Source organism: Hoeflea sp. AS16 (assembly GCF_038900095.1).
Classification (GTDB): Bacteria; Pseudomonadota; Alphaproteobacteria; order Rhizobiales; family Rhizobiaceae; genus Hoeflea.
On the sequence record NZ_JBBMQQ010000002.1, the window covers coordinates 584270 to 606779 of the forward strand.

Below are 22510 nucleotides of genomic sequence, written 5' to 3' on the forward strand. Positions count from 1 at the left end.
GATGTCGCTCAAACATCATCTGACTGCTCCGCTGATCGGCAACAATCCCATTACCCTGCAGATCCTGGGTATCTGTTCGGCGCTGGCGGTAACGACAACGCTGTCGACCGCGGTGACGATGTCGGTGGCGCTGACCGTGGTGCTGGCGCTGTCGAGCGGGTTGATCAGCCTGATACGGCATCATATCCCGCCGTCGATCCGGCTGATCATCCAGATCACCATTGTCGCCTCGATCGTCATTCTGATCGACCTGTTCATGCAGGCATTCATGTTCGAGATGAGCAAGAAGCTGTCGATCTTTGTCGGGCTGATCGTGACCAACTGCCTGGTGCTGGGGCGCGCCGAGGCGTTCGCCATGCGCAATCCGGTGCTGCCAAGTGTGCTGGACGGGATCGGCAACGGGCTTGGTTACGCCCTGGTGCTGCTGATCGTCGGTGCGGTGCGCGAATTCTTCGGTGCCGGGTCGCTGATGGGCATTCCGCTTGTTACCACCGTGGCGGATGGCGGCTGGTTCCAGCCGCTCGGGTTGATGCAACTGGCGCCGAGCGCGTTCTTCATCCTCGGACTGCTTGTCTGGGTGGTGCGGGTACTGCGTCCGGAACAGGCGGAACGGCCGGAATTCCGGCTGGAGACAGTTGAGGACCGCCGGCCATGAGCGAGCTTCTGATCAAATCCATCTTTCAGGAAAACCTTGCACTGTCGTTCTTTCTCGGCATGTGCACGTTTCTGGCCGTATCCAAGCGGGTTGATACTGCAGTCGGGCTGGGGCTGGCGGTGATCGTGGTGCAGGCGATCACGGTTCCGGTGAACTACCTGATCTTCAATCTGCTGCTTCTGGAAGGTGCCTGGGCCTGGGCCGGTTTGCCGGAGGTTGACCTGACATTCCTCAAGCTGGTCAGCTTCATCGGCGTCATCGCCGCGATGGTGCAGATCCTTGAGATGACGCTGGACCGGTTCGTGCCGCGGCTTTATCGCGCGCTCGGCATCTTCCTGCCGCTGATCACCGTCAACTGTGCCATTCTCGGCGGCAGCCTGTTCATGGTCGAGCGGCACTATGATTTCCAGCAGTCGGTCGTCTACGGGATCGGCAGTGGCGCGGGATGGGCGCTGGCGATCATCACCTTTGCAGCCATTCGCGAGCGGCTCAAATACAGCGACATGCCAAGGGGCGTGGAAGGACTTGCCAGCGCCTTTATCGTCACCGGGCTGATGTCGCTTGGCTTCTCTGCATTTTCACTGGTGACGCCATGACGGAAATTGTTCTTGGTACCGTGCTGCTGACCGCGATCGTGCTTGCGCTCGCGATCACGGTGATGTTCGCCCGCTCCATCCTGTCGCCCTCGCGTCCGGCGGTGCTGACCGTGAACGGATCGAGCAAGTTCGATGCAAAGACCGGGGTCAAACTTCTGACTGCATTGAACGACAACGGCATTCTCGTGCCGTCGGCCTGTGCCGGTGCGGGCACTTGCGGATTGTGCCGGGTCAAGATCCTGAAGGGCGGCTCCGCGCCACTTCCGACGGAGGCCGCGCGGCTGACCAAGGCGGAATTGCGGGATCAGGTTCATCTGGCCTGCCAGGTGGTGATGCGCGGCGACATGGAGGTTGAAGTCGACAACGACCTGATGTCGGCGGAAAACTTCGTCTGCACGGTCGAAAGCGTGCGGGCGCTGACGCCGCTGATCAGGGAGATCGTGCTGCGTCAGCCCGAAGGCATGAAGCTCGATATCGAGGCGGGATCCTTTGTCCAGGTTACCGCTCCGCCGTTCGAGAGAAGCTATGCGGATTTCGATGTGCCGGACGCCCACGCCGCGGTCTGGCAGACCCTCCGGTCGCTCAAGGTTTCCAGCCCCGCGCCGGTGACAAGGGCCTACTCGGTCTCCAACCGGCCGGAGGATACCGAAGCGGGCCGGATCGTGCTCAACATCCGGCTGGCATTGCCGCCGCCGTCGCTTCCCGAGTTGATGCCGGGGGTGGTCTCATCCTGGCTGTTTTCTCTCAAGCCGGGAGACAAGGTTGATGCGTCCGGGCCGTTCGGCAGTTTCCGCGCCCAACCCGGTGATGCCGAGATGGTGTTCATCGGCGGCGGCGTCGGCATGGCGCCCCTGCGCGCGATCATTTTCGATCAGCTGGAGCGGCTCGGAAGCAAGCGCCGGATCAGCTACTGGTATGGCGCGCGCAACAAGGCGGATCTGCCCTACCAGGACGAGTTTGATGCGCTGGCCGAGAAACACCCGAACTTTGACTGGACGGTGGCCCTCTCCGATCCGCGTCCTGAAGACAACTGGCAGGGAAGCACAGGGTTCGTGCACATGGTGGCCTGGGAGAACTATCTCAAGGATCATCCGGCGCCGGAGGACTGCCAATACTATCTGTGCGGTCCGCCGATGATGATCCGCGCGGTGCTGGCGATGCTCGATGACGCCGGCGTCGACCCATCCCATATCTTCTCAGATGATTTCGGAGTCTGATGCGATGCAGATGACGCGACGCAATTTTCTTGTCACCACGGCGGGCGCAATGGCCTGGGCCGCCGGGCCTGCTGCAGCCGGGACGGTTGGCTTTGGCGGTCCGGCATTTGGCAGTACCTGGCGTGCCGCCTTGCCGGACGGAACGAAAGCCGAAGCCGTGCGCAGACTTGTCGGGTCGGTGGTCGCTGAAATCAATCAGGCCATGTCCCCCTATCTGGCCCAGTCTGAACTCTCGGTTTTCAATCGCGCCGATACGGCTGACTGGCAGCGCTGTTCTGCGCCGCTTGCCAAGGTCGCGGACCATGCGCGCGAGATGTCGAGAACAACCGACGGCGCGTTTGATCCGACCATCGGTCCGCTGGTCAATCGTTTCGGTTTCGGGCCGATCCATGGTGAACGGGTGCGGCCTGAAGACCTGTCGGTTTCGGCAAATGGATTGCGCAAGCGGGTGGCCGGCCTGACGCTTGATCTGTGCGGGATCGCCAAGGGATATGCGCTTGACCGGATCATCGAGGGCTTGCCATCAGCCGGGGTGGAGGCCGCGCTGTTTGAACTCGGCGGCGAGGTTCGCACGCTGGGGCGTCATCCCGACGGGCGGGCCTGGCAGGTGGGCATCGAACGGCCGGATGCAAGGCCTGGCACCGTCGGGCACATTGTTGCTCCGGGTCCGCTGGCGCTGGCGACATCGGGAACCGGCAGGCAGAACATCAGTCTTGGCGAGGGCGGGGTCAGTCACCTGATCGACCCGCGGTCCGGCCGGCCGGTTGACGCGGTGCCGGCATCGGTGTCGGTACTGGCCGATACCGCCATGCGTGCCGATGCCCTGGCGACGGCGCTGATGGTGATGGGGATGGAGCGGGGAGCGGCATTCGCCGAGACCCATTCCATAGCGGCGCTGTTTGTCCGCTACGACAAGGGCGGCAGCCACGAAATCATGACCGGTGGGTTCGAAGCCCGCGTTACCGCATAGGAGGAACAGACGATGGAGACATTTCTGCTCGCATTTGGACTGGTTCTGCTGTCCGTCCTCGGTCTGGCGCTGGGGGTTATCTTCGGGCGCTCGCCGTTGAAGGGATCCTGCGGAGGTCTGGCCTGCGCCACCGGGCTGTCATGCAGCGGTTGCCGCAAGGGTGGGGATCATGAGTGAGCGGCCGCGGATCAAGACCTATATGAGCCGTGAGCTGATCACGCTGACGCCCAACATGGAAATCAACCGGGCGATGAATCTTCTGATCGACAACAGGATTTCCGGCGCGCCGGTGCTCGATGCGACCGGAAACCTGGTCGGCATGCTGTCGCAGAAGGACTGTCTCAAGGCGGCGCTGCACGCGAGCTATTACCGGGAGTGGGGCGATACGGTTGCCGACTACATGTCGGACAAGCCGATGTCGCTGGATGCCGATCTTGACCTCGTGGAGGCCGCGGAAGCGTTCCTGGCGAGTTCTTTCCGGCGCTTTCCGGTGATGTCGGAAGGGCGGCTGGTGGGGCAGATCAGCCGATCGGACCTGCTGCGGGCGCTGGCCGGCAATTGGCAGTAAGGCCGGGTTCAGTCCAGCAGGCCCGCAACCTCCTGCGCTATGATGCGTTCTTCATCGGCTTCAACGATGAAGGCGTGGCGTTCGCTTTCGCCTGTGGTCAGACGTTTTTCTCCGGCTGAATTGGCTGCCCCGTCGAGGTTGAAGCCAAGCCATTCGAGCTTTTCAAGAACCATGGCGCGGACAGGGGCGGCGTTTTCACCGATGCCGCCGGAGAAGATCAGCGCGTCGACCCCGCCGAGGCCTGCCGCCGCGCCGCCGATCTCCTGAACCAGCCGGTCAACAAACATCTCGACAGCAAAGGCTGCGTCGGGCTGGTCGCTTGCCAGAAGCGTGCGCATGTCGCCGGATAGTCCGGATACACCCGACAGGCCGCTCTGGTGATAAAACAGCTTGCTGACAGCCGCAGTGTCGCCGCCATGCTGTTCGATCAGCCACAACACGGCGCCCGGATCAAGCCGTCCCGGGCGCTGGCCCATCATCAGCCCGTCCAGCGGCGTGAAGCCCATTGATGTCCATCGGCTTACACCATCGATCATGCCGCATATCGAGCAGCCATTGCCCAGATGGCAGGCGATCACCCGACCGGACGCAAAGCCAAGGCCGGGCAGGTTCGCGGCCACATGCTCATAGGAAAGGCCGTGAAAGCCATAGCGAATGAGACCATTCCGGGCGTAGCTGCGGGGCAGGGGCATTTCGCGCCGGACGGTGGCGATGCCCGAGTGGAATGCGGTGTCGAAACAGGCAACCTGGGGAACGCCCGGCAATGCCCGGGTGGCGGCGTCGATTCCCGCCAGGTTGTGCGGCTGGTGGCCCGGTGCCAGCGGTGTGAGTTCGGCAATGCCCTGGCGGATGGCCGGGGTGATCCGGACCGGAGCATTGAAGCGCTCGCCGCCATGGACAATGCGATGACCGACCCCGGAAATCGTTCCCGCGCGCGGCAGGATGATCTCATCGATCAAGCGCGGCAGCACGCTGGCATGGTCCTGATCTGGGCCACCGAACTCCATGTTGTCGCCAGCCGATGTTTTCAGCTTCGGCGTCTGGCCGTGCCCGATTGCCTCGACCAGTCCCGAGAAGCTGCGCTGGAAGTCCGGCGTGAAAAGCGCGAACTTGATGGAGGACGAGCCGCAATTGAGGGCCAGCAGAGTGTTGTGCGGGCTGTCGATCATCTGGATCAGGTCCTTTCTGGCGGCCGGCGGGAGCCGGGTGGTGGACAGATGCTACCGTTGTGCCGGATTGGGCATGATGCGCAACCGAAAATCCGGTCTGGTCTGGCATGTGGGCCGGTTTTGGCCTGATTTCCAGACCGGGAACCCAGGGTTCCACGGATTGTGCACAGCAAGTATTACGCTGTTGCCAAGGCGGGGCGCGCGTTTTATCTTTTGGTAAAAAACAATGACGGGTGCAGCCAAAATCTTTGTCAAACAGGAGCGTCAGCCATGACAAAATCGACTACGTCTAGCCGTCCACACTTTCTCAAGCGCCGTCAGGTTCTTGCCGGCACCGCTGCCGGTGCCGCCGCCCTTGCCATGCCGGGTTTCATGGGCAGGGCGCGTGCCGAGGGCCCGCTCAAGGTCGCCGCGATCTATACCGTTCCGGTCGAGCAGCAGTGGGTGAGCCGCATTCACAAGGCTGCCAATGCCGCTGTTGCGCGCGGCGACATCGAGTACGTGTTTTCGGAAAACACATCGAACAACGATTATGAGCGCGTCATGCGCGAGTATTCGGAAGCTGGCCATGATCTGATCATCGGTGAGGTGTTTGCCGTCGAAGATGCGGCCCGCCAGGTGGCTGCCGACTACCCGGAAACCGCCTATCTGATGGGGTCGAGTTTCCTGCCCAAGGATGATGCGCCGAATTTTGCGGTGTTCGACAACTACATTCAGGATGCCTCCTATCTTTCCGGCATCATTGCCGGTGCGATGACCAAGTCGAAGAACATCGGCATGGTTGGCGGTTTCCCGATTCCGGAAGTCAACCGGCTGATGCATGCCTTCATGGCAGGTGTGAAGGAGACCGCGCCGGAAACCAAGTTCCAGGTCGCCTTCATCGGTTCGTGGTTCGACCCGCCGAAAGCCAAGGAAACCGCGTTCGCACAGATCGATGGCGGTGCGGACATTCTCTACGCCGAACGCTTCGGCGTTTCGGATGCGGCCAAGGAAAAGGGCGTGTTGGCTATCGGCAACGTGATCGACACCCAGTCGGATTATCCCGACACGGTGGTGGCTTCGGCGTTGTGGCATTTCGAGCCGACGCTCGATCACGCCATCGAGATGGTCAAGGCCGGTTCGTTCAAGGCCGAGAATTACGGGGTCTATTCCTTCATGAAGGAAGGCGGATGTTCGCTGGCCCCGCTCGGCACATTCGAAGGCAAGGTTCCCGAAGAGGCGATGAAGCTGGTGATGCAGCGCGAAGCTGAAATAAAGGCCGGCACGTTCGAAGTTGCGATCAATGATGAAGAGCCAAAGTCCAACTGATGGACGCTGCTCATAGCCCGGAGGCGGAGACCGTTCTCCGCCTCACGGGCATCACCAAGAGATTTGGTCCGCTGGTTGCCAATGACGCTATCTCGCTGTCGCTCAAACGCGGCGAGGTGGTGGCGCTGCTGGGCGAGAATGGTGCCGGCAAGACAACGCTGATGAACATCCTTTTCGGCCATTACACCGCCGATGAGGGGGAGATCGAAGCTTTTGGCACATTGCTGCCACCCGGAGATCCGCATGCCGCGCTGGCTGCCGGGATCGGCATGGTGCACCAGCATTTTACGCTCGCCGACCAGATGACTGTGCTTGAAAATATCGTGCTTGGCACGCGCCCGCTCTGGTCGTTCAACCTGGGCAAGTCCGCCGCGCGGGAGAAGATCCGGCGGCTGGCGGCGGATTACGGGCTCGAAGTTGATCCCGACCGGATGATCACGGAGCTGTCGGTCGGTGAGCGGCAGCGTGTCGAGATCCTCAAGGCGCTTTATCGCGAGGCGCGCATTCTCATTCTCGACGAACCGACGGCAGTGCTGACGCCGATGGAAACCGAGGCGCTGTTCGCGACGCTGAAGAAGCTGGTGGCCGCGGGGCTGTCGGTGATCTTCATCTCGCACAAGCTCGGTGAAGTGCAATCGGTTTCGGACCGCGTGGTGGTGCTGCGCGGCGGCAAGCTCGCCGGCGAGCGCAGGACGTCCGATGCGACGCGGCGGGAGCTGGCCGAGCTGATGGTCGGCGGGCAGTTGCCGGTCAACGAAATTGGTCCGGCTTCGCCCGGGGCGTGCCTGTTCGAGCTCAGGGATGTTTTCACACGATCGCTTGGCGGGGCGGCGCTCAAGCAGATCTCGATGCAATTGCGCGGCGGCGAGATCACCGGCCTTGCGGGCATATCAGGCAATGGCCAGGCCGCACTCGCCGCACTGATTGCCGGGACACTGGATGCTGGTGAGGGCGAAATTCTGGTGCATGGTGAGACAGTCGACCGGTGGTCGCCAGGTGCCGCGCTGGACCGCGGGCTGGGACGCATACCCGAGGACCGGCATGCCACCGGCATGATCGGCGACATGAGCGTTGCCGAGAACGTCATCTCGGAGGCCTATCGCAGTTCGCGGTTTTCGCGGTTCGGTTTTCTCGACTGGAAGGCCGCCGCTGCCTTCGCAAACGACATCATCAAGGCCTACGACGTCAAATGCCCGTCGCCGGATGCGCGGGTGCGGCTGTTGTCGGGCGGGAACATGCAGAAACTGATCCTGGGCCGGGCGCTGGACGGCGATCCCGACATCATTCTGGCGAGCCAGCCGACGCGCGGGCTTGATGTCGGCGCGGTGGCCTATGTGCATGCGCGCCTGATCGAGGCGCGCGACCGGGGGGCTGCGGTGCTGCTGATTTCCGAGGATCTTGATGAAATCCAGACGCTGTCCGACAGAATACTGGTGATCCATCGTGGGCAACTGTCCAAACCATCCTTGCGCGGTGAACTTAGAGTCATGGAACTGGGTGAATTGATGGCCGGACACGGGCATGAAGAGGGGACGAGCCATGCGGCTTGAGCCAAGACCCGCCTCATCTGTTGCGGCCACCATCCTCTGGCCCGCTGGCGCAATTCTGGCGACGATCGTGTTTTCTTCCGTGCTGGTGATGATCGCCGGTGCGTCGCCGCTCACGGTTTTCTGGCTTGTACTCAAAGGGGCGGCGGGATCGCAGTTCGCATTGCTGGAAACTCTGACCCGTGCGACACCGCTGATCTTCACCGGGCTCGCCGTGGCAGTGGCCTTCCGGGCGAAACTCTGGAACATCGGCGCCGAAGCACAACTCTATCTGGGTGCCGTGATGACCGTGGTGATCGGCACCGGCGCGGTGACCTTGCCGTCGGCGGGCCTGATCCCGCTGATCATGATCGCGGCGATGCTGACGGGTGCGCTTGCGCTGCTCGGCCCCGCGGTCTTGAAGACAAAGTTCGGCGTGGACGAGGTGGTGACGACACTGCTTTTGAATTTCATCGTGCTTTTGTTCGTCTCGATGCTGCTCGAAGGGCCGCTGAAGGATCCGACAGGTATGGGCTGGCCGCAATCGAAGCGGGTCATTGCCGAGGCGCAATTGCCACGCCTGATCAAGGGCAAGAGGCTGCATTTCGGCTTCATCCTGGCGGTCGTTTCGGCAATCGTGGTCTGGGTGATCATGAAGAAAACCACGCTTGGCTACGAGATGCGCGCCGTTGGACACAATGCCGAGGCGGCGCGGTTTGCCGGCATCCCGGTCAACCGGGTGATCGTCAAGACGGCGCTCTTGTCGGGCGGGCTCGCGGCGCTTGCCGGTTTTTCCGAAGTCGCCGGTTTGAAAGGCAATCTGACGCTCGATCTGTCGCCGGGCTATGGCTATACCGGCATCGTTGTTGCCATGCTGGCCATGCTCAATCCGCTGGGGGTGATCGCCGCGGCGATTTTCGTCGCCGGGATCTTTGTTGGTGCCGATGCGATGAGCCGCAGCGCCAATGTGCCGAGCTACATTGCCCAGGTCATGGTCGCCACGTCGCTTTTGACCATGGTCGCCGCCATCATGCTGATGCGCTATCGCGTGCGCTGGAGATGACATGAACGAGGCTTTTGAAATCCTGTTCACCGCCAGCTTCTGGGTTGCCGCCATCCGGATTGCCTCGCCGCTGATCTTTGCCACCATGGGCGAGCTGATCTGCGAGCGGGCGGGCGTGCTCAATCTGGGGATCGAGGGCATCATGGTGGCCGGCGCGTTCTCCGGCTGGTTCACGGTCTATATGGGCGGGGATCTGTGGACCGGTGTATTCGTCGCGGCACTGACCGGCGCGATGTTCGGTCTGTTGCACGGATTTCTCACCGTGCCGCTGGGGCTGTCGCAGCATGTAACCGGTATCGGGGTAACACTGCTTGCCTCGAGCCTGACCTATTTCACCTACCGGATCCTGTTGCCGGAAGTGTCCTCGCCGCCGAAGATCGAGCCGTTCCAGCCCTTCGCGGTTCCTGTCCTGTCGGACATTCCGGTGCTTGGGCCGGCGCTGTTCAACCAGACACCACTGACCTATCTTGCCTATTTCACGGTTGCCGCCGTTGCGTTCGTTTTCCACCGTACCCCGGTTGGCGTTGCCGTCCGGGCGGTGGGTGAAAACCCTGCCGCGGTCGAGGCGCAAGGCATATCGGTTACCGCGGTGCGGATGGGCGCGGTGATGGCCGGGTCGGCGCTGATGGCAATCGGCGGGGCGTTCCTGACCATGTCTGCGTTTAACTCCTTCTTCTTCGAAATGATCAACGGGCGCGGCTGGATTGCCATTGCGCTGGTGGTGTTTGGATCCTGGCGGCCCGGCAAGGCCTTGATCGGGGCGATCCTGTTTGCGGCCTTTGACGCCTATCAGGTGCGGCTGCAGCAGATTACCGGCGGCGTGATCCCCTACCAGATCTTCCTGATGATGCCGTTCGTGCTGTCGATTGTGGCACTGGTTGTCGTCGCCCGTCGTGCGACCTATCCCAAGGCGCTGATGATCCCCTATCAGAAAGGCGAGAGATGAGTTTTGACACCTTGCTCAAGGGCGGCGTGCTGCCCGACGGAACCGCTGCAGACATTGCCATTGCCGACGGGCGGATTGCGGCCATTGCTCCGGGTATCGAAGCGGAGGCCGGGGAGACGATTGATGTGTCCGGTCACCTGGTCTCGCCGCCGTTCGTCGATCCGCATTTTCACATGGACGCAACGTTGTCTTACGGGCAGCCGCGCATCAACGCATCCGGGACGCTTCTTGAAGGAATTGGCCTGTGGGGCGAACTCAAGCCGCTTCTGACCCATGAGGCGGTCAAGGAACGGGCGCTTGCCTATTGCGACTGGGCGGCGTCGATGGGGCTGCTCGCCATCCGCACCCATGTCGATGTCTGCGATGACCGGCTGTTGGCCGTCGAGGCGCTGCTCGAGGTGAAAAGCGAGATCTCGCACTATATCGATCTGCAACTTGTGGCGTTTCCGCAGGACGGGCTTTACCGCTCGCCGACAGCCCGGGCGAATACGCTTCGGGCGCTCGATCTCGGTGTCGATGTGGTCGGCGGAATTCCGCATTTCGAGCGAACCATGGCGGATGGCCGTGCTTCGGTCACGGAGCTTTGCGAGGTTGCGGCCGAGCGCGGACTGATGGTCGACATGCATTGCGACGAAACCGATGATCCGCTGTCGCGGCATATCGAGCAACTGGCTTACGAGACCCAGCGGCTCGGGCTGCAGGGCCGGGTGGCAGGATCGCATCTGACATCGATGCACTCGATGGACAATTATTATGTCTCCAAGCTGTTGCCGCTCATTGCCGAAGCGGAAGTGGCGGCCATTCCCAACCCGCTGATCAACATTACGCTTCAGGGCCGGCATGACACCTATCCGAAGCGGCGGGGGATGACACGGGTGCCGGAAATGCTCAAGCATGGCATCCGGGTTGGTTTCGGGCAGGACTGCGTGCTTGACCCCTGGTACTCGCTGGGCACGGCCGACATGCTCGATGTCGCCTTCATGGGTTTGCACGTTGCACAGATGACCAGCCCGGATGACATGCGCCGGTGTTACGAGATGGTGACCACCGAAAGTGCGGCGATCATGGGGCTTGATGACTATGGCCTTGACGTCGGCAAGCGCGCCGACCTGGTCGTGCTTGATGCGGGAAACCCGATCGAGGCGATTAGGTTGCGGGCAACGCGGTTGATGGTGATGGCGCGAGGAAAGGTTATCGCCCGGCGTGAGCGCTCGCCGATGCGGCTCGAAATTCCAGGCAGGCAAGCCGATATCGATCGCCGGTTCAGGGTGCCGGAACCGCGCTGAACCGAACTGACGCACCTCTTAATAAACACGGTTAATACTTACGTAAGGGCGTTTGGATACATTGCGTGGAGTTGTTCTGCGTCAAGGGTATTCAGTTATGGCCGCTGCCAAGCGTCAATTGTTCAAACTGTTCCGTGTCTCCCGCAAGCTGGCATTGCTGTCAGGCGGATTTCTGTTCGTACTGGGAGCTTCGGGAACCGCCGCACTGGTTTTTGCGCCGGCGAACATGATCCCGGGGTTTCAGGAAGAGACCCGGGGTCACTGCAAAACGGTCTACCAGTCCGAATTCAGGCGCGGCAAGGAAAAGCGCCTGATCGCGGTGATTTCAGGCAATGATCTCGACCCCAAGGACCGGGTGAAAACGGGTTTGCGGGTTGCCCGCCACCTGTCCGAAACCATCAATCCTGATCTTGTTATCGTCCAGGTCGCCGACCATCGCGGCCCGGCAACGCGGGCGGAGCTGCGCGGTTCGGCGATCGGCGCCGAAATTGTCTACGCCCCGGTGCCGACCCGATCTCTTGCGGTGTCGCAGCCGTGGGAAGTGCGTTACGTGAACACCGTTCCGACCAGCGCCGGATACTATTTCGGCAAGCGTGTGGACATGCCGCAGGCTGATATTGAAGCCCTCGCTCACGAAATCGAGCTGATTGAAGGCTGCGATGGTGATCTGGTCGACGAAGACGCCAAGACCGTTGCCGCAGGCGGGCATGGCGAGCCGGCTAAACCTGCCGGCCATTGATCCCCGCCTGACGGACTTCTTCGTGCTATTCGGCGCGGTTCTTGCGCGCCGGGAACAGGATCACGTCACGGATTGACGGTGCGTTGGTCAGGAGCATGATCAGGCGGTCGACGCCGATGCCGAGGCCACCTGCGGGCGGCATGCCCTGATCGATGGCATCAAGAAACTCGTCATCAAGCTGCTTCTCGATTTCGCCGCGTGCATGGGCCTGCTCCAGCTGCTCGACCATGCGCTTGCGCTGTTCTTCCGGATCGTTGAGCTCGGAGAAGGCATTGCCCAGTTCCCAGGCGTTGCAATAGGTCTCGAAACGCTCGACCAGACGCGGCTCACCTGGAACTTCCTTGGCGAAGGGCGAAATGTCCTTGGGAAAATGGGTGACATGGGTCGGCTGGATGAGCGTGGATTCAACCTTTTCCTCGAAGATGAAGGCGAGGCATTCACCCCAGGTCCAGTCATCTTCGATTTCAAAACCGGCCGCCTTGGAGGCCGCGCGGGCGGCTTCGTCGGTATCGATGGCACGGAAATCAATGCCGGTCGCCTGCTTGACCGCGTCGGGCATCGGCAGCCGGCGGAAGGGGCCCTTGAAGGAAAGCTCCTTGTCACCGTAGGCAATCTCGGTGGTGCCGTGGATGGAAATGGCCAGCTTTTCAAACAGCCGTTCGACGAGGCCCATGATGTCCTCGTAATCGGCATAGGCCCAATAGCATTCGAGCATGGTGAATTCGGGATTGTGCCGGGTGGACACACCTTCATTGCGGAAGTTGCGGTTGACCTCGAACACCTTGTCGGTCAGTCCCGAGACCAGCGCCCGCTTGAGATAGAGCTCAGGCGCGATCCGGAGATACATGTCGAGCTTGAGTGTGTTGTGGTGGGTCTTGAATGGCTCTGCCGTTGCGCCGCCATAGACCGAATGCAGCATCGGCGTCTCGATCTCCATGAAGCCCTCGTCCTCCATGAAGCGGCGGATGCCGGAGACGATCTTCGAGCGTTGCTGGAAGCGGAGCTTGGAATCCTCATTGCTGAGAATGTCGAGATGGCGCTTGCGGTACCGCAATTCGACGTCGGAAACGCCGTGCCATTTTTCCGGCATCGGCAGAAGCGCCTTGGTCAGCATGGTGATCTCGTGGGCGTTGACCGTCAGCTCGCCGCGCTTGGTGCGCCGCACTTCACCGGTCACGCCGATGATGTCGCCCATATCGATGAGCGGCAGAAGCGCGCGCGCCTCTTCCGGCGTGGTGTCCTTGTGGCTGAAGATCTGAACCTTACCGGAGGCATCATGCAGGTCCATGAACATGCCCGAATTGCGTGACGAATAGACCCGTCCGGCAACGGTGATGATGTCTCCGGTCAGCGTGTCGGGTTCGATGTCCGCGTATTTTTCCGCAAGCTCCTGGTTGGTCATGGTGCGGTGAAAATGTGCGGGATAAACCTCGCCAACCGTCTCGCGAAGCTTGGCGAGCTTTTGCGCGCGCACTTCTGTGACGTCGGACGAAAGGCCGGGCTCAGGTGTCTTGTCGTTCATTGTTCTACCCGTTGCTTGCTTTGGCTGCTTCGACACCGGCCTTGACCGCTGTTTCGGCCTGCTTGAGGCGCTGGCGCACGACCGAGCGGCCGAGAATGGACATGGAATCGAAAAGCGGCAAGGACCGCGAGGATCCGGAAACCGCAATAAAGAGCGGCGCCAGCAGGTTTCTGAGCTTGATGTCGCTGCGCTCGGAAATGGCCCTGAGTTCCGCTTCGATGGTTTCCGCATTCCACTCGATGATCTTTTCGAGATCGGGCTGAACCGTCTGCAGGATGGTCAGCACGTCTTCAAGCGGGACCTTCTTGATCTTGGAAAAGTCGGATGCGGTCAGGCCGAGATCACCCTTGAGCAGGAAGCCGGCCAGATCCGGCAGGTCCGACAGTTTGGTGATCCGCGACTGCGCCAGTTTCATGCCTTCGCGGAAACGGCCGTTCTCCTGGGCCCAAGCGACAACGCGGGAAACGAATTCCTCTTCGGAAACATTTTCGCGCAACCAGCGGCCATTGAGCCAGTCGAGTTTCTGCAGGTCGAAGATCGCACCGGCCTTGGAGAGGTTTTCCGGATCGAAATTGGCGATCAGCTGATCCATCGTCAGCAGTTCCTCGCCCTCGGAGATCTGGATGAAGAACAGGCCGAGGAAGTTCATCAGCGCTTCAGGCAGGAAGCCCAGTGCTTCGTAGTAGGAAATCGAGGTCGGGTTCTTGCGCTTGGACAGTTTCGACTTGTCGGCATTGCGCATCAGCGACAGGTGCATGAACACCGGTGGCTCGAGGCCGAGATACTGGTAGATCAGGATGTGCTTGGGGACCGAGGACAGCCATTCCTCGCCGCGGGCGACATGGGTGATCTTCATCAGATGGTCATCGACCACATTGGCCATGTGATAGGTCGGCATGCCGTCGGCCTTGAGCAGGACCTGCATGTCGACAGCTTCCCAGGGAATTTCGACCTCGCCATAGACGCCGTCGACAAACTTGCAGGAACCCTCGGCCGGGATCTTCATCCGGACCACCGACGGTTCACCAGCGTTCATCCGTTCGGTGACTTCCTCGGCTGTGAGGTTGAGGCAGCGGCCGTCATATTTTGGCGGCTTGCCGGCCGCGCGCTGGGCGGCGCGCATCTCGTCGAGCCGCTCGGGCGTGCAGAAGCAGCGGAAGCCGTGACCGTTTTCAACGATCTTGTCGACGTAGGGACGGTAGATGTCCTTGCGCTCGCTCTGCCGATAGGGGCCGTAAGGGCCGCCGATATCGGGGCCTTCAGACCATGAGAGGCCGCACCATTTCAGTGCGTCGAGAACCTTCTGTTCAAACTCCGGTGTCGAGCGGGCGGCATCGGTGTCTTCGATGCGCAGGATGAACTCGCCACCGTTTTTCTTTGCAAACAGATAATTGAACAGCGCGATATAGGCGGTTCCGACATGCGGTTCGCCGGTCGGAGACGGTGCGATGCGCACCCGCGTTGCAGTGTTGGCCATTTTGTGTTCGCCCGCTTTCAGGTCCGGTTGATTAGTGCGCGCGGCGGCTTTTGCCGGCTGCGATCGCTGTCCGGTAACGCTACAGCCAGGCAAGGCGCGGCGGAGACCGGCAGGCGCTGCCTTAGGCCATATTGTGCCGGTTGCGTCAAGTATGAGGGCTGCGGGTTGGCCCGCAACGGCACGATTGACGCGCAACGGGAGGGTTTCGGAGCTTCATGCAATTTTGATTTACGTACCTCAAGAATTGCTCTAGAAGACCGGACAGGAGGCGAGGATGCGACCAACCGTGCATGACATTGCGGCTGAAGCCGGGGTCAGTCTGGCGACCGTCGACCGGGTGCTCAATGCCCGGCCAGGGGTGCGGCAGAAGACTGTCGACAAGGTCGAGGCCGCGGTCCATCGGCTCGGCTACGTGCGCGACGTGTCGGCTGCCAACCTGGCGAAACGACGGGTCTATCCGCTGGTGTTCATTGTGCCAGGAGGACCAAACAGCTTCATGCGCGGGCTTGAAGCGGAGATCCGCGCCGCCATGCAGCGTTCGCCTGTCGAACGTACATCCATCCGGATCGAAACTGTCCCCCCATTCGATGCGAAAGCCATCGTCCGGGTTCTCGATTCCCTCGATCCGGCGGAAGTGACAGGCGTTGCCCTTGTTGCGACCGATACGCCGGAAGTGGCGGCCGCGGTGGACCGGCTTGTGGGCAAGGGCGTCCACGTCGCGACGCTGGTCTCCGATCTGCCGGGTTCGCAACGGCTTCATTTTTGCGGCATCGACAATCTGGCAGCGGGGCGGACAGCCGCCGGCCTGATCGGGCGGTTCTGCGGAGGCCGCGCCGGAAAGGTGCTGGTCGTGGCCGGATCGATGAAATTGTCGGACCACATGGACCGGGCGTCAGGCTTTGCCGAAGTGCTGAACGCGGAATTTCCGGGTCTTGAAATTGTCGGGCCGGTGGAAACCAATGATGAGGCGGACAGGGTCAGCGAGGCTGTCACCACGGCGTTGAAGGCCGACAATGGCATCATTGCCATCTACAGTCTCGGGGCGGGAACGCGCGGGCTGATCGAGGCGCTGTCTGGTCAAGAGCAGCGAAAGCTCGCAGTCGTCGCCCATGAAGTGACGGAGCATTCCCGGCAGGCTTTGACCGATGGTCTTTTCGATGCCGTCATCAACCAGGATTGCGGCCATGAGGTGCGCAGCGCGATCCGGGTGCTGAAAGCGCGGGCCGACGGGCTTGTGCCGTTGAGCGCCCAGGAACGCATTCGCATCGACATCTTTCTCAAGGACAATCTTCCGTGAGCTCCTGTCCTGACCCACTCCTGCAAATTCCTGAAAGGATCTGCCGCCATGTATCTCGGACTTGATCTCGGAACGTCATCGCTGAAGGCGCTGCTGATAGATGACAATCAGCGCATTCTTGGCTCTGCCAGTGCGCCCCTGACCGTGGAACGGCCGCATCACGGATGGTCGGAACAAAATCCCGACAGCTGGATCACGGCAACGCGGACGGCGCTGGCGGAACTTGGCAAAACCCATGCATCGGAACTGGCCGGTGTCAGGGGCATCGGTCTGTCCGGTCACATGCATGGCGCAACGACGATCGACAGGGATGGCAAGGTGATCCGGCCCTGCATCCTGTGGAACGACACGCGCAGCCACCTCGAGGCCGCAGAGCTCGATGCGGATCCGAAGTTCCGGCAATTGACCGGGAACATCGTGTTCCCCGGCTTCACCGCGCCGAAACTGAAATGGATGGCAGCCAATGAGCCGGAAGCCTTTGCCCGTGTGGCCAAGGTGCTGTTGCCGAAGGACTACCTGAGGCTCTGGCTGACCGGCGAGGCGATCTCGGAAATGTCGGATTCGGCGGGAACGTCCTGGCTCGATGTCGGCAAGCGCGCCTGGGACGACACTCTGCTGGCAGCTACCGGTCTTGACCGCAGCCATATGCCTGCGCTGGTCGAGGGCACCGAGCGTGCCGGTGCGCTGCGCACTGAAGTGGCCAAGGACCTGGGCTTGCCCGCAGGCATTCCGGTTGCGGGTGGCGCGGGTGACAATGCCGCATCGGCCTGCGGCATGGGAACCGTGGGGGACAACCATGCCTTCGCCTCGCTCGGGACCTCGGGCGTGCTGTTTGCCGCCAACAACCGCTATCTGCCCAATCCCGACAGCGCGGTGCATGCGTTCTGTCATGCACTGCCGGGAACCTGGCACCAGATGGGCGTGATCCTGTCGGCAACGGATTCTCTCAACTGGCTGGCTGGCATCACATCGACGAAACCCTCAACGCTGACATCAGAGCTTGGCGAGGTGTTGCTGGCACCGGGTTCGGTGATGTTCCTGCCCTATCTTTCCGGCGAGCGGACGCCGCACAATGATGCCGCCATCCGCGGCAGCTTCACCGGTCTCGAACATGAATCCGGTCGCGCCGCCCTGACCCGCGCGGTTCTCGAAGGCGTCTGCTTTGCCTTCCGTGACAGCCTGGGCGCGCTGGCGCAGGCCGGCACATCGCTGTCGCGGGTCACGGCGATCGGCGGCGGCTCGAAGTCGGATTACTGGCTGCAAGCGCTCGCCACCGTGCTGAACCTGCCCGTCGACATACCCGAAGGCGGCGATTTCGGCGCAGCCTTCGGAGCCGCCCGGCTTGGTCTGATCGCAGCGGAAAACGCCGATCCCTTCTCGGTGTGCACTCAGCCGGCCACGGAAAGAACCATTCACCCCAATCGCGATCTCACAGCTGCCTTCGACGAGGCATACCTGAAGTATCGCGCTCTCTATCCCGCAATCAAAGGAGCCACGTCATGAGCACAGGATTTTTCGGAGACGTCACCAAGATCAGGTACGAGGGGCCGGAGAGCACCAATCCGCTGGCCTTTCGCCATTACAATGCCGACGAGATGCTCATGGGCAAGCGGATGGAAGACCATCTGCGGTTTGCTGTCGCCTACTGGCACTCCTTTGCCTGGGAGGGTGGCGATCCGTTTGGTGGCCGCACCTTCGAGCGTCCCTGGTTTCCGGCAGACTCGATGGAGCTGGCCAAGCTGAAGGCTGATGTTGCCTTCGAGATGTTTTCCGCGCTCGGCAGCCCGTTCTACTGTTTCCATGATGCCGACGTGCGTCCGGAAGGCGCGAATTTCGCCGAGAATACCAAGAACCTTGAAGAGATCGTCGACTATTTTGCCGGCAAGCAGGAAGCGACCGGCGTCAAGCTGTTGTGGGGCACGGCCAACCTGTTCTCCAACCGCCGTTACATGTCGGGGGCAGCGACCAATCCTGATCCTGACGTGTTCGCCTTTGCCGCAGCGACGGTGAAGACCTGCATGGACGCCACGCACAAGCTTGGCGGCGCAAACTACGTGCTGTGGGGCGGGCGTGAAGGCTACGAGACCCTGCTCAACACCGACCTGAAGCGCGAGGACGACCAGCTCGGCCGGTTCCTCAACCTGGTGGTCGAGTACAAGCACAAGATCGGCTTCAAGGGCACGATCCTGATCGAGCCGAAGCCGCAGGAGCCGACCAAACATCAGTATGATTACGACGTTGCCACCGTCTACGGCTTCCTGAAGCGGCATGGGCTCGAAAACGAGGTCAAGGTCAATATCGAGCAGGGGCACGCGATTCTAGCCGGCCATTCCTTCGAGCACGAGCTGGAACTGGCGCAGGCGCTGGGTATCTTCGGATCGATCGACATGAACCGCAATGACTATCAGTCGGGCTGGGACACCGACCAGTTCCCCAACAATGTGCCGGAGATGGCGCTGGCCTATTACGCCATCCTGAAGGGCGGCGGGTTCTCCACCGGCGGCACCAATTTCGACGCCAAGCTGCGCCGCCAGTCGCTCGATCCGGAAGACCTGCTCTACGCCCATATCGGTGGCATGGATACCTGTGCCCGGGCCTTGAAGGCGGCGGCGAAAATGGTCGAGGACGGCGTGCTGACCAGTTTTGTCGATGAGCGTTACAAGGGCTGGTCGAAACCGGAAGCCAAAAAAATGCTCGACGGCGGCTTCTCGCTGGCAGAGATTGAGGAATGGGTGCGCAAGGCCGACATCAACCCCGAGCCCAAGTCCGGGCGGCAGGAATATCTGGAAAATGTCGTCAACCGCTATGTGTGAGAGATAATTGATCCAGGCGGCGGCTCATTGCGATGGGCCGCCGTTTTGTTGTGCCCTGTTTTGTTTGCGTACCGGCGTTGTGTCGCGTAAATCAGGCATCCAGTCTGATTGATCATCCCGGAAGGAAGCCTCGCCATGCAATTTGCCCGCCTGAACGGTGTTGTCATCCATCACCAGGTGATCGGTGCGGCCCCGGACAAGCCCACGATCGTCTTTGCCAATTCGCTGGGGACGGATTACCGCATCTGGCGTGACGTGATCGTGCGTATGGTCGGAGACTACAGCATCATCGCCTACGACAAGCGTGGCCATGGCCTGTCGGAATCGGGTGATGCCGAGATCACCATGGATGATCATATCGATGACCTGATTGCACTGATCGAGCATTTCGAGGCCAAGAACGTCATCCTGTGCGGGCTTTCGGTTGGCGGCATGATCGCGCAGGGGCTGGCGGCAAAGAGGCCGGACCTGGTGCGGGCGCTTGTCCTGTGTGACACCGGCCACAAGATCGGGACGCCGGATATGTGGAATGCGCGCATTTCCGCGATCAGGGAACAGGGCATCGCCGCGATTTCGGATGCGATCCTGGAGCGGTGGTTTACCAAGGACTATCGCAGTGCCGACAATGCCGAATTTACCGGCTACCGGATGATGCTCGAACGTACACCGGTTGAAGGCTATGTGGGCACCTGCGCGGCAATCCGCGACAGCGATTTCACCAAATCGAGTTCCGAACTGGTGCTGCCGGTCATCTGCGTGGTCGGATCCGAGGACGGCTCGACCCCGCCTTCGCTGGTCGGCGAAATGGCGCGGCTGATACCGGGTGCGATGTACCAGGAAATCCCCGGCAGTGCGCATCTGCCCTGCATCGAGAAGCCGGTGGAACTCAGCGAAATCATCAAGGCATTCACCGAGCGGCTTTCGACAAACTGAAGCCTGCCTGCTGAAGGCCAACATCGAGACGGGACCGATATGACATCCGACACCTCGCCCCAGAAACTGGCCCGCCGCTTTCCCGACAGCTTCCTTTTCGGGGTGGCGACCGCGTCCTACCAGATAGAGGGAGCTGCGACCGCAGATGGCCGCAAGCCGTCGATCTGGGACGCGTTCTCGCACATGCCCGGAAGGGTCAAGGGCGGGGACACCGGTGACGAGGCCTGTGACCATTACAATAGGCTGGAGGCGGATCTCGATCTGATGGCCGGACTGGGCGCGGAAGCCTACCGGTTTTCAATCGCCTGGCCGCGGATCCTTCCCGATGGCACCGGCGCGATCAATGAAAAGGGATTCGATTTTTACGACCGCCTGCTGGACGGTCTGAAAGCGCGCGGCATCAAGGCGTTCGCGACGCTCTATCACTGGGACCTGCCGCTGGCACTGATGGGGCGTGGCGGCTGGACGGACCGTGCAACCGCGGATGCCTTTGCCAATTACGCCGGAATCGTCACCAGGCGGCTCGGGGACCGGCTCGATACGGTGGTCAGCTTCAACGAGCCCTGGTGCTCGGTCTACCTCGGCCACCTGATGGGCGTTCACGCGCCGGGCGAGCGGTCGATGCCAGCGGCGATGGCGGCGCTGCATGTCACCAATCTGGCGCACGGCCTCGGTGTACAGGCGATCCGGGCCGAACGTCCAGAACTCCCGGTCGGCATTGTGCTCAATGCGATGAGCGTGATGGCCGCGACTGACAGCGATGCGGACAGCAAGGCAGCAGAACGGGCGAACGACTTCCACAACGGGGTGTTCTTCGGACCGCTGTTCAAGGGGGCCTATCCGCACTCCGTACTCGAAGGATGTCCGGATCTGGTGGGGCACATCAAGGCCGGCGATCTCGAGACGATCAAGCAACCGCTCGATTTCTGGGGTCTGAACTACTACACGCCGATGCGGGTGCGCGACGACGCCTCATCGGAGTTTCCCAAGGTCGCCACGGCACCGGCGGTCAAGCCGGAGAAGACCGACATCGGCTGGGAGATCGAGCCTCTAGGGCTGTCCCATGTCGTCAAGGATCTGTATGGCCGCTACACGCTGCCGGAGTTATACATCACCGAGAACGGTGCTGCGGACAACACGGAAGCGGAAAACGGCGCTGTCAGCGACACGATGCGGCTGGATTACATTGCAGCCCACCTCTCGGTCGCGGCCGACCTTGTTGCCGAAAACTATCCGCTGAAGGGCTATTTCGCCTGGAGCCTGATGGACAATTTCGAATGGGCCGAAGGCTATTCGCAGCGGTTCGGCATCGTGCATGTCGATTATCAAACCCAGACACGCACGATCAAGCAATCGGGCTACTGGTACCAGTCGCTGATTGCCGCGCACAAAGCGGGCAAAACCTGATCAGCGCACCACGAAGCCGTGGGCGAAAGGGTCTTCCTCGTCATCGATGGTGATCGTGTTGAGACCCGTTTCGACGGCCCAGCCGGCGATTGACGGTATAATCGCCGGTTTGCCCGCGACTTCGGCTGCCGCCTCGACGCGGCCGTGAAACAGCGAGCCGATGATGCTTTCATGGACGAAATCATCTCCGGGCTTGAGTTTGCCTTTCGCCGCCCACTGCGCCATGCGCGCCGACGTGCCGGTGCCGCAGGGCGAACGGTCGATGGCCTTGTCGCCATAAAAAACCGCGTTCCGGGCATGGGCTTCGGGTCTGGTGGGGGCTCCGGTCCAGAGGATGTGGCTCAAGCCACGGATGTCGGGTTTTTCCGGGTGGACGAATTCATGTTGGCTGTTGAGGCGTTCCCGCAAGGCCGGGCTCATGCGGACGAGATCGGCAGCTGAGAAGTTCGCCATGTCTGCAAAGTTCTCCTGGGTATCGACAATGGCGTAGAAATTGCCGCCATAGGCGACATCGACGGTGATTTCGCCCAATCCCTCGCACTGGGTCCTGATGCCGGCTGAATGCAGGAAGGCCGGCACATTTGTCAGCCTGACTTCGGTGACCTTGCGGCCGGCCTGCTGATAGCGGGCGACGATGCGGCCAGCGGGGGTGTCGATGGCCAGAACACCCGGCTCACGCGGGCTGACCAGCCCGTTTTCGATTGCCATGGTAACCGTGCCGATGGTGCCGTGTCCGCACATCGGCAGGCAGCCCGAGGTTTCGATGAACAGGAAAGCAATGTCGCAATCATCGCGCGTTGGCGGATAGAGAATGGTGCCCGACATCATGTCATGGCCGCGTGGCTCGAACATCAGCCCGGTGCGGATCCAGTCATACTCGGCAAGGAAATGGGCGCGGCGTTCGAGCATGGTCGCGCCATCAAGCTGCGGACCGCCGCCGGTGACGACACGCACCGGATTGCCGCAGGTGTGGCCGTCGATACAGAAGAAACGATTGCGCGCCATGGCTAACTCATCG

21 protein-coding genes are annotated in these 22510 nt (G+C 61.4%); 17 read left to right on the forward strand and 4 right to left on the reverse strand.

Translation table 11 applies throughout. The features are described 5' to 3' along the window. The first annotated feature begins 1 nt into the window (after position 1). Genes WNY80_RS08140 through WNY80_RS08165 form a run of 6 tightly spaced genes read left to right on the forward strand, consistent with a single transcriptional unit; the run spans position 2 to position 4006 of the window. Positions 2-655, forward strand: a complete 654-nt coding sequence (locus WNY80_RS08140) for an NADH:ubiquinone reductase (Na(+)-transporting) subunit D (protein ID WP_342886842.1) — start codon at positions 2-4, stop codon at positions 653-655. Further along, complete coding sequence (gene nqrE, locus WNY80_RS08145) at positions 652-1251, forward strand: NADH:ubiquinone reductase (Na(+)-transporting) subunit E (protein ID WP_342886843.1); 600 nt, start codon at positions 652-654, stop codon at positions 1249-1251. Before WNY80_RS08140 ends, nqrE begins: the two co-directional genes overlap by 4 nt. Beyond that, complete coding sequence (gene nqrF, locus WNY80_RS08150) at positions 1248-2468, forward strand: NADH:ubiquinone reductase (Na(+)-transporting) subunit F (RefSeq protein WP_342886844.1); 1221 nt, start codon at positions 1248-1250, stop codon at positions 2466-2468. The genes nqrE and nqrF overlap by 4 nt, the downstream gene beginning before the upstream one ends. Positions 2469-2472: 4 nt before the next feature. Further along, entirely contained in the window at positions 2473-3438 is a 966-nt protein-coding gene (locus tag WNY80_RS08155; protein ID WP_342886845.1) for an FAD:protein FMN transferase, read from the forward strand. Between the two features lie 12 nt (positions 3439-3450). After that, positions 3451-3615: a hypothetical protein gene (locus tag WNY80_RS08160; protein ID WP_342886846.1), complete on the forward strand. Its 165-nt coding sequence runs from the start codon at positions 3451-3453 to the stop codon at positions 3613-3615. Next, positions 3608-4006: a CBS domain-containing protein gene (locus WNY80_RS08165; RefSeq protein ID WP_342886847.1), complete on the forward strand. Its 399-nt coding sequence runs from the start codon at positions 3608-3610 to the stop codon at positions 4004-4006. The genes WNY80_RS08160 and WNY80_RS08165 overlap by 8 nt, the downstream gene beginning before the upstream one ends. An 8-nt stretch (positions 4007-4014) precedes the next feature. Here the strand turns inward: WNY80_RS08165 and WNY80_RS08170 are convergent, their stop codons facing one another. After that, complete coding sequence (locus WNY80_RS08170) at positions 4015-5175, reverse strand: acetate/propionate family kinase (protein WP_342886848.1); 1161 nt, start codon at positions 5173-5175, stop codon at positions 4015-4017. Positions 5176-5445: 270 nt separating this feature from the next. Here WNY80_RS08170 and WNY80_RS08175 point away from each other — a divergent pair, with 270 nt between their 5' ends. The 6 genes from WNY80_RS08175 to WNY80_RS08200 all read left to right on the forward strand — a co-directional run bounded on the left by WNY80_RS08175 (position 5446) and on the right by WNY80_RS08200 (position 12043). Next, complete coding sequence (locus tag WNY80_RS08175) at positions 5446-6483, forward strand: BMP family protein (protein WP_342886849.1); 1038 nt, start codon at positions 5446-5448, stop codon at positions 6481-6483. Continuing rightward, complete coding sequence (locus WNY80_RS08180) at positions 6483-8033, forward strand: ABC transporter ATP-binding protein (RefSeq protein ID WP_342886850.1); 1551 nt, start codon at positions 6483-6485, stop codon at positions 8031-8033. The genes WNY80_RS08175 and WNY80_RS08180 overlap by 1 nt, the downstream gene beginning before the upstream one ends. Further along, positions 8023-9072, forward strand: coding sequence for an ABC transporter permease (locus tag WNY80_RS08185; protein WP_342886948.1), 1050 nt, complete (start codon positions 8023-8025; stop codon positions 9070-9072). Before WNY80_RS08180 ends, WNY80_RS08185 begins: the two co-directional genes overlap by 11 nt. Position 9073: 1 nt before the next feature. Continuing rightward, on the forward strand, positions 9074-10018 hold the full coding sequence (locus WNY80_RS08190) for an ABC transporter permease (RefSeq protein ID WP_342886851.1): 945 nt from the start codon (positions 9074-9076) through the stop codon (positions 10016-10018). Next, entirely contained in the window at positions 10015-11304 is a 1290-nt protein-coding gene (locus WNY80_RS08195) for an amidohydrolase family protein (RefSeq protein ID WP_342886852.1), read from the forward strand. Before WNY80_RS08190 ends, WNY80_RS08195 begins: the two co-directional genes overlap by 4 nt. A 97-nt stretch (positions 11305-11401) precedes the next feature. Then, complete coding sequence (locus WNY80_RS08200) at positions 11402-12043, forward strand: hypothetical protein (RefSeq protein WP_342886853.1); 642 nt, start codon at positions 11402-11404, stop codon at positions 12041-12043. A 25-nt stretch (positions 12044-12068) separates the two neighbouring features. Here WNY80_RS08200 and lysS read toward each other — a convergent pair whose 3' ends face one another. Beyond that, positions 12069-13565: a lysine--tRNA ligase gene (gene lysS / locus WNY80_RS08205; protein WP_342886854.1), complete on the reverse strand. Its 1497-nt coding sequence runs from the start codon at positions 13563-13565 to the stop codon at positions 12069-12071. A 4-nt stretch (positions 13566-13569) separates the two neighbouring features. Continuing rightward, on the reverse strand, positions 13570-15042 hold the full coding sequence (gene gltX, locus WNY80_RS08210) for a glutamate--tRNA ligase (RefSeq protein WP_342886855.1): 1473 nt from the start codon (positions 15040-15042) through the stop codon (positions 13570-13572). 274 nt (positions 15043-15316) lie between these two features. Here gltX and WNY80_RS08215 point away from each other — a divergent pair, with 274 nt between their 5' ends. The 5 genes from WNY80_RS08215 (at position 15317) to WNY80_RS08235 (ending at position 21492) form a co-directional block, all read left to right on the forward strand. Next, positions 15317-16339, forward strand: coding sequence for a LacI family DNA-binding transcriptional regulator (locus WNY80_RS08215; protein ID WP_342886856.1), 1023 nt, complete (start codon positions 15317-15319; stop codon positions 16337-16339). Between the two features lie 48 nt (positions 16340-16387). Then, positions 16388-17842, forward strand: coding sequence for a xylulokinase (gene xylB, locus WNY80_RS08220; RefSeq protein WP_342886857.1), 1455 nt, complete (start codon positions 16388-16390; stop codon positions 17840-17842). Next, positions 17839-19152 carry a xylose isomerase gene (gene xylA, locus WNY80_RS08225; protein ID WP_342886858.1) on the forward strand — a complete coding sequence of 438 codons (1314 nt, stop codon included), beginning with the start codon at positions 17839-17841 and terminating at the stop codon, positions 19150-19152. Before xylB ends, xylA begins: the two co-directional genes overlap by 4 nt. Before the next feature lie 135 nt (positions 19153-19287). Further along, the gene (gene pcaD / locus WNY80_RS08230; RefSeq protein WP_342886859.1) at positions 19288-20085 is read left to right on the forward strand and encodes a 3-oxoadipate enol-lactonase; all 798 of its coding nucleotides are present in this window, start codon (positions 19288-19290) and stop codon (positions 20083-20085) included. Between the two features lie 39 nt (positions 20086-20124). After that, positions 20125-21492 (forward strand): GH1 family beta-glucosidase, encoded by a 1368-nt coding sequence (locus WNY80_RS08235; protein WP_342886860.1) that lies wholly within the window; start codon positions 20125-20127, stop codon positions 21490-21492. Here the strand turns inward: WNY80_RS08235 and WNY80_RS08240 are convergent, their stop codons facing one another. Continuing rightward, on the reverse strand, positions 21493-22497 hold the full coding sequence (locus tag WNY80_RS08240; RefSeq protein WP_342886861.1) for a 4-hydroxyproline epimerase: 1005 nt from the start codon (positions 22495-22497) through the stop codon (positions 21493-21495). Between the last annotated feature and the right edge of the window lie 13 nt (positions 22498-22510).